Origin of the sequence: Devosia equisanguinis (assembly GCF_900631955.1) — a bacterium.
Classification (GTDB): Bacteria; Pseudomonadota; Alphaproteobacteria; order Rhizobiales; family Devosiaceae; genus Devosia; species Devosia equisanguinis.
Window position 1 is genome coordinate 1 of record NZ_UZWD01000009.1, and the last position, 13097, is coordinate 13097.

A 13097-nucleotide genomic window follows, 5' to 3' on the forward strand; every position below is an offset into this window, starting at 1 on the left:
CCCCGGCCCTCCCCCTCAAGGGGGGAGGGGGCGATGGAGCCGCGTCAACCAGAACGTGAAACGGGCTAGGCGCCGCTGCCGGTCTCGACGAGTTGCGTCCCGGCTTCGGCGCAGAGGTCGCGGATAGACTTGAGCGGACAGGCATCGGTGATGAAGCTATGGGCCTGGCTGAGATGGCCGATGCGCACCGGCGCGGTGCGGGTGAATTTGGTGCTGTCCGACACCACGATGACATGGCGCGCATTGGCGATGATCGCCTGCGCCACCTTGACCTCGCGATAATCGAAATCGAGCAATGAGCCGTCGGGATCGATGGCCGAGACGCCGATCACGGCGAAATCGACCTTGAACTGGCGGATGAAATCCACCGCCGCTTCGCCGACAATGCCGCCATCGGTGGCGCGCACCACCCCGCCGGCGATCACGACTTCCATGTTGGGCGCCAGCCGCAGATGGTTGGCGACATTGATGTTGTTGGTGATGACCATGAGCCCGCGATGCTGGCTCAGCGCCTGCGCCACCGCTTCGGTGGTGGTGCCGATATTGATGAACAGCGAGGCATTGTCGGGGATCAGCGCCGCAGCGGCGCGGCCGATGGCGCGTTTTTCCGCCGGGGCAATCTGGCGGCGCGCTTCATATTCGACATTCTCGACGCCCGAGGGGTGCATTGCCCCGCCATGGGTGCGCTTGAGCGCACCGCGATCGCACAGGGTGTTGAGATCCTTGCGGATGGTTTGCGGCGTCACCGCAAAGGTTTCGACCAAATGCTCGACCGTCACCTCGCCCATCTGGCGGGCGAGTTCGACGATCTGGGCCTGTCGCATCGATGGTGTGGTCACGCGTCACCTGCTTTCGTTCCGTGCATAAACGAAAGCAGGTGGGAGGAAAAGATTGGCTTATTCCCCGGTTGAGCCGCGCTTATGCCCGGGCCGAGCGCTTCGCCACCGGGGTGAAGGCAAAACCCTTGTCGAAGGGATAGCTCGGGCGCGGCGTGTGGCGGCGCATGGTGCGCTCGACGAACTGATCGACCACGCCGGGCGACAGCGCCATGATGCCGGGATTGGCGATGGGACCGAGTTCTGGCGAGAGATAGCCGGATTTGACCGCGATGATTTTTGCCGCGCGCGGATCAAGACCCAGGCGGGTGAAGTCGATGAGGTTGTGGAAGGGGCGGCGCCTTGCGGTCAGCACCAGGTCGATGCCGCCGATGCGCACCACCGCTTCGCGCAGGCGCTGCTCATCGGTTTCGAGCAGGAAGATAATTTCGGCCTCGACATCGACCGGGGTGCTGGACGGATCAAGGCTGGCCCCGATATGGAGCGTGACCCGGGCGCCGACGCCAGCCGAATAGGCCTTCTCGGTGGCATCAGCGTCGGTGATGCCGGCGAAGATGACGCCCTGGGCATTATGCGCAATCAGTTCGGCCAGCACTTCGGCGCGGTCACCCACGCCGCCGCCGGTGGGATTATCACCTGACTCGGCCAACACCACCGGATGGCTGGGGCTGGCGATGGCGCGGGCGACGCATTCGGCGATCGAGCCGGTCTCCATGCCGAAGACGAAGGTTTCGCGCAGATCCCAATAGTTCTGGGCGAGGCGCAGCGCTGCCTGTTCCATCGCGGCCATGTCGGTGCCGGTGATCACGGCGCAGGCGGTGGTACGGGGCTCGTCGGCCCAGACATAACCGACCTGGAACGAGGCATCCCAGATGCCGGTCGGCTCTTCGACTTCGTGCAACTGGGTGTAGAAGCTGCGGGCCGGCTCGTCCTGGGTGGAGGTGCGTTCGCCCGGCAGCAGCACCGGCACCGGTGCCCAGACCAGTTTCGGCCTGATACCAGTGCGCAGCGCGCGCACCAGCATGGTGACGGCACGGCGCATGGTGTCCGGCACGTCGATATGGGGCGCGGTGCGGTAGGTGGAGAAAATATCGAGATTGTCGATGATGGTCTGGCTGACATTGCCATGCAGGTCATAGCTGGCCGCGATTAGCATGTCGGGTCCGACCAGCGCCCGCACTGCCGAGATGAAATCGCCTTCGGCATCGAACAGGCCCTCGACGAACATGGCGCCATGCATGGCGAGATAGACCCCATCCACCGGCAGCGCCGCCTCGATGCCCGCCAACGCCTCGGCCTTGAGGGCTTCATAGGTGGCGCGGGCCACCGGGCCGCCGGGCAGCGCGCGGCCATGCAGCACGGTGACGAACTCGGCGGGGAAATGGGTGAGGAAATTGAAATAGCCATCGGCCAGCATGGCGGGCCCACGCAGCACGCGGAAGTCGGCATCGCCGGAGAGAACGGGATTATAAGTGCTGCATTCGGTGTGCAGACCGGCAACGGCGATACGCATGAAAGGACTCCAAGGCTAAGGCTTTAAGGATTTTGGCGTGTGGGCAGGGCCTGCGGCCTCATGCGCAGGCTGAGCCTGCTGCCTGAGGCGCCCGGTGAGCAACAGGCTCAGCACCAGCATGGGGATGACGCAGGCTACGCCCACCCGGATGTCGCTGTGCTCGGCGACGAAACCGATCAGCGGCGGGCCGATGAGAAAGCCGGTGAGGGCCACGAAGGACAGGACTGCCACATTGGCGGAGGCCGGACGATCACCGAGCCCCGCAGCGGCAGTAACGGCGAGCGGAAAGCCGACCGATACGCCCACCCCGATAATGCCGAAGCCGACCAGGGCGATTTCGACCGATGGCGCGGCGAACAGCACCAGCCCGCCCAGGATAGCAAGACTGCCGCAGAGCCGGGCCGTGCCCACGGCGCCGAAGCGGCGCTTGAGCCAGTCCCCGCCGAAACGGCCTGCCGCGACCATGAAGGCAAAAACCGAATAGCCAAGCCCCACAAGGCCCGTGCCCGCGGTGAGCGCGTCGCGCAGGAAGATCGCCGACCAGTCGGCCATGGCGCCCTCGGTCATGGTAATGCCGAAAACGAAAAGGCAGATGCCCAGAAGCGCCGGGCTGGGCAGCGACCAGGCCGAGCGTTGTTCCGCACCCTCGTGTGGCGTGTCGCGCAGGGTGGGCAGCGACAGGCCCACGGCAAGCGCGATGGGCAGGACGATGAACGCCACCAGCGGCAGGGCGATGCCGGGGGCGACGCCGAGGCCCGCCATGGCCGAGCCGATGAGACTGCCGGCCATGATCCCCAGCGACCAGCAGCCATGCGAAGTGTTCATGATCAGCTTGCCGCTGGCCTTTTCGACCAGGTTGGCCTCGACATTCATCCCCAGTTCGACAAAGGAAATCGAGGAGCCCGCCAGCATCAGAGCGACGAAGAGCATTATGGGGTCTGGCGCCAGCACCGGCAGGCAGACGGCGATGGAATAGAAGACGAAACCGATAAGGATGGCGGTGCGGGCACCGATGCGGCCTACCAAGGGCCCGGCAATCGGCAGCGTCAGCAGGGTGCCCACCGGCATGCCCAGCAGCGCCACGGCAAGCGCCGCGGGCCCCAGCCCCAGGGTCGACTGCACTTCGGGAATGCGCGGCAACCACGAGCCGAACGCCACGGGCTGCAGGAAGAACACGAGCATGACAAGACGTTGGGAGCTGAGCAGGGACATGACGTGACCTCGGTGACCGGTGTGCGGATTGGCGGCGCCACCGGTCGAGCACAACTCCTCCGGTCTTGCCCCCTTGAATGGCTCCACCGGAGCCATTCGCCCTAGCGGGAGATCGGCTTGCCCATCGGATAGGGCAGGTAGCCGATAAAGCCGGTCAACTTCCAGGCGCCGTCGATCTTGCGGCAGAGATAGAGCGTCTGCCAGTTGAGCCGGTCGACGCCGCCATCGGCCAGTTTGATCTCGCCATCGAATTTCTTGCGGGCAAGGGCGCGCTCGCCTGTGATCTCGATCTCGGTGAGGCTGGTCGCGCGATGAATGCCGGCTTCCTGGTCCTCGGCGAACTCCACCTTCTGGCTTTCATGCGCCTGGCGCAGCCATTCGTCACGATAGCTGGCAAGAGTCGGAAAGCTGATGCTCCAGCCATCGGGATTGTCGCTTCTATTGCCGTGAATGCCCATGAAGTCATCGGCGGCAAAATCGTCTTCGACCATCGACCAGTCGGCCTCCACAAAGGCCTTGATGTCGCGCGGAACCAGCATGGTCCAGATGGCGCTGCGGTCGGCATCGCCGGGGAAGGGGTTTGTTGAAAGGCTCATATGTCTAGCGCTCGCGGCTGATGGGGGACAGTGAGGCACGTGCCGCTTTTCTGTACCAAATTTTCACAAGTGATATCCATTCCCTCTTTGGCATATGAGGCCACAAAGATACCAATTGCGGCATGCTGCGACAGAGGGGCGCTTTTGTCCACTGCGAAATGCAGCAAATTGGCGCGGAAATGGCCGTAAAATTCGGCACAATGCCGGAGGATTGGGCAGATTTCGCGGGTGGCTTAAATTGGTATTGTGTTGCGCCAGAATCTGTGTTGACATTGTGTCATCAAGCTGACTAGTCTTGAAAACCGTTTACATAACGGCACCGGCCCATCAAGAGGCTGGCGGTCTAATAAGGCAGGGAACATCGTCGCTATGCGTGTGGGCATTATCGGCCTCGGCTTTCGTTTGGGTTATCTGGCGCGCGTCTTTTCGCAGGCTCGCGACGATTTCGAGATTGTCGGCTATGTCGACCCCGCTCCGGCTGGATTGCAGCGCGTCCATGACGCTGGCCTGTCAGCTGGCAAGCAATATGATACGCTCGAAGCGCTGATCGACGAAGGCAAGCTCGACCTGCTCATGGTCGGCTCGCCCAATCACCTGCATCTCGACCACATCCGCATCGGTCTCGAACGCGGCATGAAGATTTTTGCCGAAAAGCCGGTCGTGACCACGGTGGAAGACACCATGGCCCTGGCCGAGCTGATCGGTCAGTATGGATCCGACCGGGTCATGGTCGGCCTGGTGCTGCGTTACGCCCCCCTTTATGTCGATCTGCGCAAGGCGCAGGCCGAGGGCCGGCTGGGGCCGGTCGCCTCCATCGAGGCCTCCGAGCACATTCCGCCCTATCACGGCGCCTTCTTCATGCGCGACTGGCGTCGCTACGAGAAATATGCCGGTAGTTTCATGCTGGAAAAATGCTGCCACGACCTCGACCTCTATAATGGGGTCATGGGCTGCCGGCCGCGTTTCGTCGCCAGCTTCGGCGGTCGTCGTTCCTTCACGCCGGAAAATGCCCCCCAGGGCGGCGGCGCCAACGATCTCGAGGTCTATCACCGTAAGCCCTCGGGCTGGCAGGGCTCGGAAAAGGTCTTCGACAGCGACGGCGACATCATCGATTTTCAAACCGCTATCGTGCAGTACGAGAACGGCGCAGCGCTGACCTTCCACACCAATATCAATGTGCCCGACGACTTCCGTCGCTTCGCCGTCATCGGCGCCAAGGGCATGGCGGAAGGCGATTTCGTCCGCAACTACTTCAAGGTCACCGACAGCCGCACCTCCGAGCGCATCGAGGACAAGAGCTACCAGGCCAGTCCCCTGTCCGACCATTACGGCGCCGATGAGCAGATGGCTGCCGATATCCTCAAGCACCTGACCGAAGGCGCGCCGCTGCCGGTTTCGGTAACCGACGCGCTGGAGGCGGGCCTGTTGGCGCTCTCCATGGACGAGGCCATGCACAATAAGTCCGTGGTCGACATGGCCCCGATCTGGCAGCGCTTTGACGCTGCCCTTGGCCGAGGCAAGTAAGGGAGACGAGCCGATGACCAGCACCAGAAGCGCCACCCTTTTTGCTCTCGCTTTGCTCGCCCCGGCTCTGATCTATATCCTGACCATCGTGGCCTACCCGCTGGTGGACACGATCATCCTGTCCTTCACCAATGCCTCGCTGCGGGCCGACTATGATTTCGTCGGCTGGGCCAATTATCAGCGCATCTTCACTGCCGGCAATTTCACCGAGGTGATCATCCGCACCTTCGTGTGGACCTTCTTCTCGGTCAGCCTCAAGATGATCATCGGCATGTGCGGCGCCGTGCTGCTCAATGCCGCCGTGCCCGGCCAGGTGCTGTTCCGCATCCTCACCATGCCGCCCTGGATCGTCCCCATGGCCATCGGCATCTTCATGTGGGGCTGGATGTATAACGGCCAGTTCGGCATGATCTCGGGCCTGCTCGAAAATGTCGGGCTGACCAAGGGTCCGATCGCCTTCCTCGCCTATGGCAATACGGCCTTCTGGGCCACCATCGTCACCGATGTGTGGATCGGCGTGCCCATGGTCACCATCTATTTCCTGGCCGCCATGCAGTCGATCCCCAAGGATCTCTACGAGGCTGCCTGGACCGATGGGGCAGGGCGTCTCTACCGCTTCCGCCGCATCACCGTGCCGCTGATGATCCCGGCCATCGTCACCATGAGCCTGCTCTCGCTCATCGCCACCTTCAATTCCTTCGACATCATCTGGATCCTGACCCAGGGCGGTCCGTCCGGCTCGACCACCACGATGATCATCGACACCTACAAGACCGCCATGGGCTCGCGCAAATATGGCGAAGGCGCCGCCCGCGCCGTGGTGATCTCCATCTTCGTCACCATCTTCTGCATCACCTATTTCCGCGCCGTCCGTAAGCTGCAGCAGGGAGAAGCCAAATGAGCGTCGAAACCTCCAAGGCCAGCCTTCCCGCCGCCGAAGCCACGGCCACCGCCCCCAAGGCAAAGATCCGCGTCGCCAGTGCCAAGCCGATGATCGATCGCTACAAGTGGTACGAAGTCGCGGCCATCTATGCCGGCATCGCGGTATTCCTGTTCTTCGTGCTGGCCCCCTTCATCGAGGGGTTCCTGGTGTCGCTCAAGCCGCTGTCGCAGCTGTTCTCGCGCCCTTACAACTTCATCCCCAAGGTCTGGTCGTTCGACGCCTATTTCACCATGTGGCAGTCGGTTCCCGCGCTGGGCCTGCATATCTTCAACTCGTTCTTCATCTCGAGCGTGGTGACGCTGATCGTCGTCGTCATCGTCGTGCCGGCCGCCTATGCCTTTGCCCGCTTCAACTTCAGTGGGTCGGGACTGATGCTGGCCGGGTTCCTGGCGGTCAACATGTTTTCGGGCGCCGTGCTGCTCATCCCGCTGTTCCGCCTGATGCGGTCGATGGGCCTGCTCAACACCTATTGGGCCATGATCGTGCCGGGCGCCGCCTTCCTCATCCCATCGTCCATCTGGCTCTTGCGCACCTATATGCTGCGCATTCCCCGCGAGCTGGACGAAGCCGCCTGGGTCGACGGCGCCAGCCGCCTCTATACCCTGCGCCGGGTCATCCTGCCGCTGGCCATGCCGGGTATCGTCGTGGTCGCCATCATGACCTTCATCGGCGCCTATGCCCAGCAGTTCATCTTCGCGCTGACCTTCAACTCCAAGACCGAATTCATGCCGCTGCCGATCGGGCTCTTCGCCTTCTTCGGCAAGCAGGAGGTGATCTGGAACGAGCTGATGGCGGCGTCTTTCGTCGGAATCCTGCCGGTCATGATCGTGATCGTGTTCCTGCAGCGCTATCTCGTCGCCGGTCTGACCGCAGGCGCCGTGAAGCAGTAGGCAAGCGCGGCCGCCCCAGGCCTCGTGCCCAGGGCGACGGCGCTGAAAACAAGGTTTGGAGCCGTTCGGTTCGCAAGGCGGAACGGCACCGGAAAGGGCCCGAGGGGGCCCGCATCAAGGGAGACTACCATGCAAAAGACTATTGGTCTGGTTGCCGTGTCCATGCTGACACTCGCCATCGCGACCCCGGCGGCGTTCGCGCAGGACAAGGAAATCAGCTTCATCAATTGCGGCGACAGCCTGACCGAAGGCTATGCCGAGAGCTTCGCCGAGTGGGAAGCGGCCAATCCCGGCTTCAAGGTGGTTCCCGAGATCGTCGGCTGGGGCCAGTGTCAGGATAAGGTGACCACGCTCGCTGCCGCCGGCACCCCGGTTGCCCTGGCCTATGTCGGTTCGCGCACCCTCAAGCAGTTTGCTCAGAACGACCTGATCGTTCCGGTGCCGATGACCGACGAGGAAAAGGCCGCCTATTATAACTACGTGCCCGAAACCGTCACCTTCGACGGCACCCAGTGGGGCGTTCCGGTGGCTTTCTCCACCAAGGCCCTGTTCTGGAACAAGGACCTGTTCGAAGCCGCTGGCCTCGATCCGGAAACCCCGCCCAAGACCTGGGAAGAAAAGATCGCTTTTGCCAAGCAGATCACCGAAAAGACCGATGCCGCCGGCTATGGCCTCGTCGCCAAGACCTTCGACAACACCATGCACCAGTTCCTGCATTGGGTTTACACCAATGACGGTCTGGTCATCGATGCCGATGGCAACATCACCCTGAATTCGCCGCAGGTCCTGGCCGCTCTGACCGCGCTCAAGGACATCGTGCCCTATTCCGAAGAAGGCCCGACCGCCTACGAACAGAACGAAGTGCGCGCCATCTGGCTCGATGGCGGCGTTGCCATGATCGAAGCCTCTCCGGGTGCTGCCATCCGCGCCGAAGAAGCCGGCATGAACTGGGGCGTTGCCAACCTGCCGCTCGGCCCCGATGCCAAGGGTCCCGGCACACTGCTGATCACCGACGCGCTCGCTGTCTTCAAGGGCACCGGCGTCGAAGACCAGGCCATCAGCCTTGCCAAGTTCCTCACCGACGGCCAGCGCCAGTGGGATGCCGAAATGGCCCAGGGCCTCACCCCGCTGCGTCCGCTTGAGCCGCAGACTGGTGAACTTCTGGCTGAGAAGCCCTATTGGAAGCCCTTCCTCGACGGTATCGAATTCGGTGGCCCCGAGCCGCTGTTCAACGACTATATCGGTCTGCAGAACACCATGATCGAAATGGTTCAGTCGGTCGTGACCGGCGCTGCCGAGCCTCAGGCTGCCCTCGAAAAGGCTGCCGCCGAACTCGAGCAGTACAAGTAAGGTCCTCCCCTGACCGGGTTGCCGTCTCCTTCGGGAGGCGGCAACCACCCCGACCCCATCTCGCCGGAGACGCGAACCATGTCGCAATTGAGCCTCAAGCGCCTCGAAAAGTCTTTCAACGAAGCGCGCATCATCAAAGGCATCGACCTTGAAGTGTCCGAAGGCGAATTCGTTGTCTTTGTCGGACCCTCCGGCTGCGGCAAGTCCACCCTGTTGCGCATGATCGCCGGGCTCGAGGATGTCTCGTCCGGCCAGATCGAAATCGGCGGCAAGGCTGTCAACGACCTGCCCCCGGTGCAGCGCGGCATTGCCATGGTGTTCCAGTCCTATGCGCTCTACCCGCATATGAGCGTCTACGAGAACATCGCCTTCCCGCTGCGCGTCGAAAAACTGCCCCAGGCCGAGGTCGACAAGCGCGTTTCCGCCGCCGCCAAGGTGCTCCAGCTGGAAAGCCGTTTGCAGCACCGCCCCGGCCAATTGTCCGGCGGCCAGCGCCAGCGTGTCGCCATTGGCCGCGCCATCGTGCGCCAGCCCAAGATCTTTTTGTTCGATGAACCCTTGTCGAACCTCGACGCCGCCCTGCGCTCGGAAATGCGCATCGAGCTGATGGAGCTGCACAAGCGGCTCGGCTCGACCATGATCTATGTGACCCACGACCAGGTCGAAGCCATGACCATGGCCGACAAGATCGTGGTGCTCGATGCCGGCACCATCGCCCAGGTGGGCTCGCCCCTCGACCTCTATCACAAGCCCGACAATCTCTTCGTCGCCGGCTTTATCGGCTCGCCCAAGATGAATTTCATCTCCGGCAAGGTGCGCAGTGCCGACGGGACGCGGGCGGTGGTCGATCTGGGCTCGCTCGGCACCATCGAATTGCCGCGCAGCAGCACCGCCATTGCCGGTCAGGACGTGACGCTGGGTATTCGTCCCGAGCATCTGACGCTCGGTGAGGGTGATTTCGCGCTCGAAACCACGCCCAACATTGTCGAACAGCTGGGCATCCACACCATCACCTATTCCACGCTGCCGGGCGGCGAGCATTTTACCGCGCTGTTCGAGGGCAATCCCGACTTGGTGGAAGGCAAGCCGGTGCGCATGAGCTTTGCCAAGAGCCGGGTGCACCTGTTCGACGCCAAGGGTCTCGCCGTGTATTAACGCGCCATTGGCGCGCGAGGGGACACGCAATGCTCGATCTGGTTGGACTGCTGCAATCTGAAAAAGAGGCGTTCACCCGCTCCGAGCGGGCCTTGACGGAGATCGTGCTGGCCGACGTGGACAGCGTGCTGAAAATGTCGATCGTCGACCTCGCCTCGCAGGCCGATGTGTCGCCGCCCACGGTCACGCGGTTCTGTCGGCGCCTTGGCTGCGACAGTTACGCCGATTTCAAGGTGCGCCTGGCCCAGTCGCGTTTTGTCGGCCAGCGTTATCTGGCGCCTACCACTGGCCCTTCCAGCGTGCGCGAGATTGCCCAGGGCGTGGTCAACGGCATCCAGTCCACCATTTACGAGACCTTCGAACGGCTGGATCTCGACGCCATCGAGCGCGCCGCCGATGCATTGGGCCATGCCAGTTTCGTGCTGACCTTCGGTTCGGGCGGGTCGTCGTCGATGATGGCGACCGAAGCCGAAGCGCGCCTGTTCCGGCTCGGCCTCAAGGTCTCTTCCTCCACCGATCATCAGGTGCAGATGATGCGCGCCGCCGCCGCCCCCGTCGGCAGCGTGGTCATGGCCTTTTCGCTCTCGGGCAATAATCTGCCCATGGCCAAGGCGCTGGATGTGGCGGGCGAATATGGCATTACCCGTATCGTCGTCACCCGTCCCGGCTCGCTGCTGGCCGAACAGGCCGATATTCTTTTGCCTATCCACTGGCGCGAAAACCAGGACATCCTTCGGCCCACGCCGGGCCGCTACGCCTTTCTCGCCACCCTCGACATTCTCTCGCAAACCATCGCCACCCGCCTTGGCGCCAGCGCCATCACCAGCATGCGGCGCATCAAGCACCAGCTTGTCGTCAATCGCGACGGCGAAGACGGCCAGCCGCTGGGGGATTGATGCCAGTCATAAACATCCATCACCCCCACCTAGCCTCCCCCTGAAGAAGGGGGAGGGACGGCATTGTGCCTGACGCCGATTTTGCAATGCACGCGATCGGTTCCTCCCCCTCCTGTAGGGGGAGGTTAGGTGGGGGCAAAAATTCGCACTGTTAGGACCCCTGTAATGTCTTTTACCCTCGTCACCACCTGGACGCCCGCAACGGACGGCGAACCGCTCGGTTATGGCATCGAGCTGACCAATACCGGCGACAAGCCGGTCAGCAATTTCCAGCTGGGCTTTTCGGGGCCGGCGCGTATCGATCCGCATGCAACGCTCGAAAACGGCAGACTGCTGAAGCGCCTCTCCAACCACACGCTGATCGCGCCGCCCGAGGGCTTTGTGCTCGAACCCGGCCAGACCTGGACGGCGACGGCGCGCGGCCTCTCCTATGGCCTGCGCCATTGGAGCGACGGCGCCAATTCGGCTTATGTTGTGCTCGATGATGGTAGCCTGGTTGCCATTCCGACGGCCCCGACCAAGGGCAAGGGGCATAATGCTCCGCTGCTCAAGGGCGCGGCGCGCTTCCCGGTTCCCGCCAAAGCGCCGGTCAGCCATTCGATCATCCCCTGGCCCAAACATGTCGACACCAGCGGTAATCGCATTGCCCCGGTGGGTTTCGACCTCCAGCCGGAAGGCGATCTGGCGATCCGCGCCGCCGACGCCTTTGCCGACCTCACCGCCGAATTGTTCCCGGTCGAAGCCATTGTCCGCCCGGCCGCCGAGGGCGGCATGACCGTCTATGTCACCGAAAAGGCCGGGCTGGGCGGCGAGGCCTACGAAATCGCCTTCAGCGACAATAGCGCCGGGGTCTCCGCCTCCACCCATGCCGGGCTGTTTTATGGCCTAGTGACCCTCGGCCACATGCTGCGCGGCGCACGGCACTATCCGGCGACCTTCACCTGGCCGACCGGCGGCACCATCAATGATGAACCCGGCTTTGCCTTTCGCGGCACCCATCTCGACGTGGCGCGCCAGTTCTATACCGGAGCGGAAGTCAGCCGCCTGATCCGCATCATGGCCTGGAACAAGCTCAACAAGTTCCACTGGCATCTCACCGAGGACGAGGCCTGGCGGCTCGAGATCGACGCCTATCCTGCGCTCACCGAAATCGCCGCCTGGCGCGGCCACGGCAAGGCGCTGCCGCCGCTGCTCGGCTCGGGCCCGCAGCCGGCCGGCGGCTATTATTCCAAGGCCGTGGTGCGCGACATCGTGGCGCTGGCCGATGACCTGGCCATTGCCGTCATCCCCGAAATCGACATGCCCGGCCACTTCTACGCGGCGCTGCAGGCGCTGCCGGAACTGCGCGATCCCAATGAGACTGGCGAATATCAGTCGGTGCAGGGCTTTCCCAATAACAGCCTCAATCCCGCGCATGAGCCGGTCTACAAATTCGTCGAGACGGTAATCGACGAGACGCTGGAACTGTTCCCCGCCGGCATTTTCCACCTGGGTGCCGACGAAGTGCCGCTGGCCGCCTGGTCCGGGTCGCCGCTGGCGCTCGACATGATCGAGACCATGGCCGGTCCGGCGATGCGTAAGAAGCACGAGGCGCAGTATAACCAGCTCGGCAATCACCACGGCGCCGATGAAATCGAAGGCTCGCCCACCGCGATCCTGCAGGCCGAGTTCATCAAGCGCGTGCATGCCTATATCACCTCCAAGGGCGCCATTACCGGCGGCTGGGAAGAGGCGGCGCATGGCGATGCCGTTGATAAGGACAAGTCCTATGTCATCGGCTGGCGCAATGTGGAGATCAATGCCGCCCTGGCCGAACGCGGCTTCGACATCGTGGTGTCGCCGGGCCAGCGCTATTATCTCGACATGGCCAATTCGGTCTCCTGGGCCGAGCCGGGCGCTGGCTGGGCCGGCTGGTCGGGCCCGCAGGAAACCTATGAGTTCGAGGCGAGGGCGGGTTTCTCGGAAGCGGGGCTGAAGCACCTGATCGGCGTCCAGTCCTGTATCTGGTCCGAAAGCATGACCGATCGCGCCATCTTCGACCGTCTGGTCTTCCCGCGTCTCTCGGCCGTGGCCGAAGCCGGCTGGACCCTGCCCGAGCGCAAGAGCTGGGAGCGCTTCAAGGCGCTCGTTGGGCTCATGCCGATCATGTATGGAAACGTCGAGCAGGCTATCTGAGGGCAAC

At 63.1% G+C, this 13097-nt stretch carries 11 protein-coding genes; 7 read left to right on the forward strand and 4 right to left on the reverse strand.

Translation table 11 applies throughout. The annotated features are described in order from the left end of the window. Positions 1-65 precede the first annotated feature (65 nt). The 4 genes from DEVEQU_RS02765 to DEVEQU_RS02780 all read right to left on the reverse strand — a co-directional run bounded on the left by DEVEQU_RS02765 (position 66) and on the right by DEVEQU_RS02780 (position 4157). Positions 66-824 carry a DeoR/GlpR family DNA-binding transcription regulator gene (locus DEVEQU_RS02765; protein ID WP_126149196.1) on the reverse strand — a complete coding sequence of 253 codons (759 nt, stop codon included), beginning with the start codon at positions 822-824 and terminating at the stop codon, positions 66-68. A 94-nt stretch (positions 825-918) separates the two neighbouring features. Beyond that, positions 919-2349 carry a M81 family metallopeptidase gene (locus DEVEQU_RS02770; protein WP_126149051.1) on the reverse strand — a complete coding sequence of 477 codons (1431 nt, stop codon included), beginning with the start codon at positions 2347-2349 and terminating at the stop codon, positions 919-921. A 15-nt stretch (positions 2350-2364) separates the two neighbouring features. Further along, a complete protein-coding gene (locus DEVEQU_RS02775) occupies positions 2365-3561 on the reverse strand; it encodes an MFS transporter (RefSeq protein WP_223214079.1) in 1197 nt (398 codons plus the stop codon). 101 nt (positions 3562-3662) lie between these two features. After that, entirely contained in the window at positions 3663-4157 is a 495-nt protein-coding gene (locus tag DEVEQU_RS02780) for a hypothetical protein (protein ID WP_126149052.1), read from the reverse strand. Between the two features lie 369 nt (positions 4158-4526). Between DEVEQU_RS02780 and DEVEQU_RS02785 the strand changes: the two genes are divergently transcribed. The 7 genes from DEVEQU_RS02785 to DEVEQU_RS02815 all read left to right on the forward strand — a co-directional run bounded on the left by DEVEQU_RS02785 (position 4527) and on the right by DEVEQU_RS02815 (position 13090). After that, entirely contained in the window at positions 4527-5681 is a 1155-nt protein-coding gene (locus DEVEQU_RS02785) for a Gfo/Idh/MocA family protein (RefSeq protein ID WP_126149053.1), read from the forward strand. A gap of 13 nt (positions 5682-5694) precedes the next feature. After that, the gene (locus DEVEQU_RS02790; protein WP_126149054.1) at positions 5695-6582 is read left to right on the forward strand and encodes a carbohydrate ABC transporter permease; all 888 of its coding nucleotides are present in this window, start codon (positions 5695-5697) and stop codon (positions 6580-6582) included. 89 nt (positions 6583-6671) lie between these two features. Next, complete coding sequence (locus DEVEQU_RS02795; RefSeq protein ID WP_126149198.1) at positions 6672-7514, forward strand: carbohydrate ABC transporter permease; 843 nt, start codon at positions 6672-6674, stop codon at positions 7512-7514. Positions 7515-7643: 129 nt separating this feature from the next. Then, on the forward strand, positions 7644-8864 hold the full coding sequence (locus DEVEQU_RS02800) for an ABC transporter substrate-binding protein (RefSeq protein ID WP_126149055.1): 1221 nt from the start codon (positions 7644-7646) through the stop codon (positions 8862-8864). Positions 8865-8942: 78 nt separating this feature from the next. Beyond that, entirely contained in the window at positions 8943-10019 is a 1077-nt protein-coding gene (locus tag DEVEQU_RS02805; RefSeq protein WP_126149056.1) for an ABC transporter ATP-binding protein, read from the forward strand. Positions 10020-10048: 29 nt separating this feature from the next. Further along, positions 10049-10915: a MurR/RpiR family transcriptional regulator gene (locus DEVEQU_RS02810; protein WP_126149057.1), complete on the forward strand. Its 867-nt coding sequence runs from the start codon at positions 10049-10051 to the stop codon at positions 10913-10915. Positions 10916-11080: 165 nt separating this feature from the next. Next, positions 11081-13090 (forward strand): beta-N-acetylhexosaminidase, encoded by a 2010-nt coding sequence (locus DEVEQU_RS02815; RefSeq protein ID WP_126149058.1) that lies wholly within the window; start codon positions 11081-11083, stop codon positions 13088-13090. Positions 13091-13097: the final 7 nt, after the last annotated feature.

Excerpts from the sequence above, each read along its gene's own strand:
- DEVEQU_RS02765 (WP_126149196.1), bottom strand. The coding sequence starts at position 824 with ATGCGACAGGCCCAGATCGTCGAACTCGCCCGCCAGATGGGCGAGGTG.
- DEVEQU_RS02770 (WP_126149051.1), bottom strand. The coding sequence starts at position 2,349 with ATGCGTATCGCCGTTGCCGGTCTGCACACCGAATGCAGCACTTATAAT.
- DEVEQU_RS02775 (WP_223214079.1), bottom strand. The coding sequence starts at position 3,561 with ATGTCCCTGCTCAGCTCCCAACGTCTTGTCATGCTCGTGTTCTTCCTG.
- DEVEQU_RS02780 (WP_126149052.1), bottom strand. The coding sequence starts at position 4,157 with ATGAGCCTTTCAACAAACCCCTTCCCCGGCGATGCCGACCGCAGCGCC.
- DEVEQU_RS02785 (WP_126149053.1), top strand. The coding sequence starts at position 4,527 with ATGCGTGTGGGCATTATCGGCCTCGGCTTTCGTTTGGGTTATCTGGCG.
- DEVEQU_RS02790 (WP_126149054.1), top strand. The coding sequence starts at position 5,695 with ATGACCAGCACCAGAAGCGCCACCCTTTTTGCTCTCGCTTTGCTCGCC.
- DEVEQU_RS02795 (WP_126149198.1), top strand. The coding sequence starts at position 6,672 with ATGATCGATCGCTACAAGTGGTACGAAGTCGCGGCCATCTATGCCGGC.
- DEVEQU_RS02800 (WP_126149055.1), top strand. The coding sequence starts at position 7,644 with ATGCAAAAGACTATTGGTCTGGTTGCCGTGTCCATGCTGACACTCGCC.
- DEVEQU_RS02805 (WP_126149056.1), top strand. The coding sequence starts at position 8,943 with ATGTCGCAATTGAGCCTCAAGCGCCTCGAAAAGTCTTTCAACGAAGCG.
- DEVEQU_RS02810 (WP_126149057.1), top strand. The coding sequence starts at position 10,049 with ATGCTCGATCTGGTTGGACTGCTGCAATCTGAAAAAGAGGCGTTCACC.
- DEVEQU_RS02815 (WP_126149058.1), top strand. The coding sequence starts at position 11,081 with ATGTCTTTTACCCTCGTCACCACCTGGACGCCCGCAACGGACGGCGAA.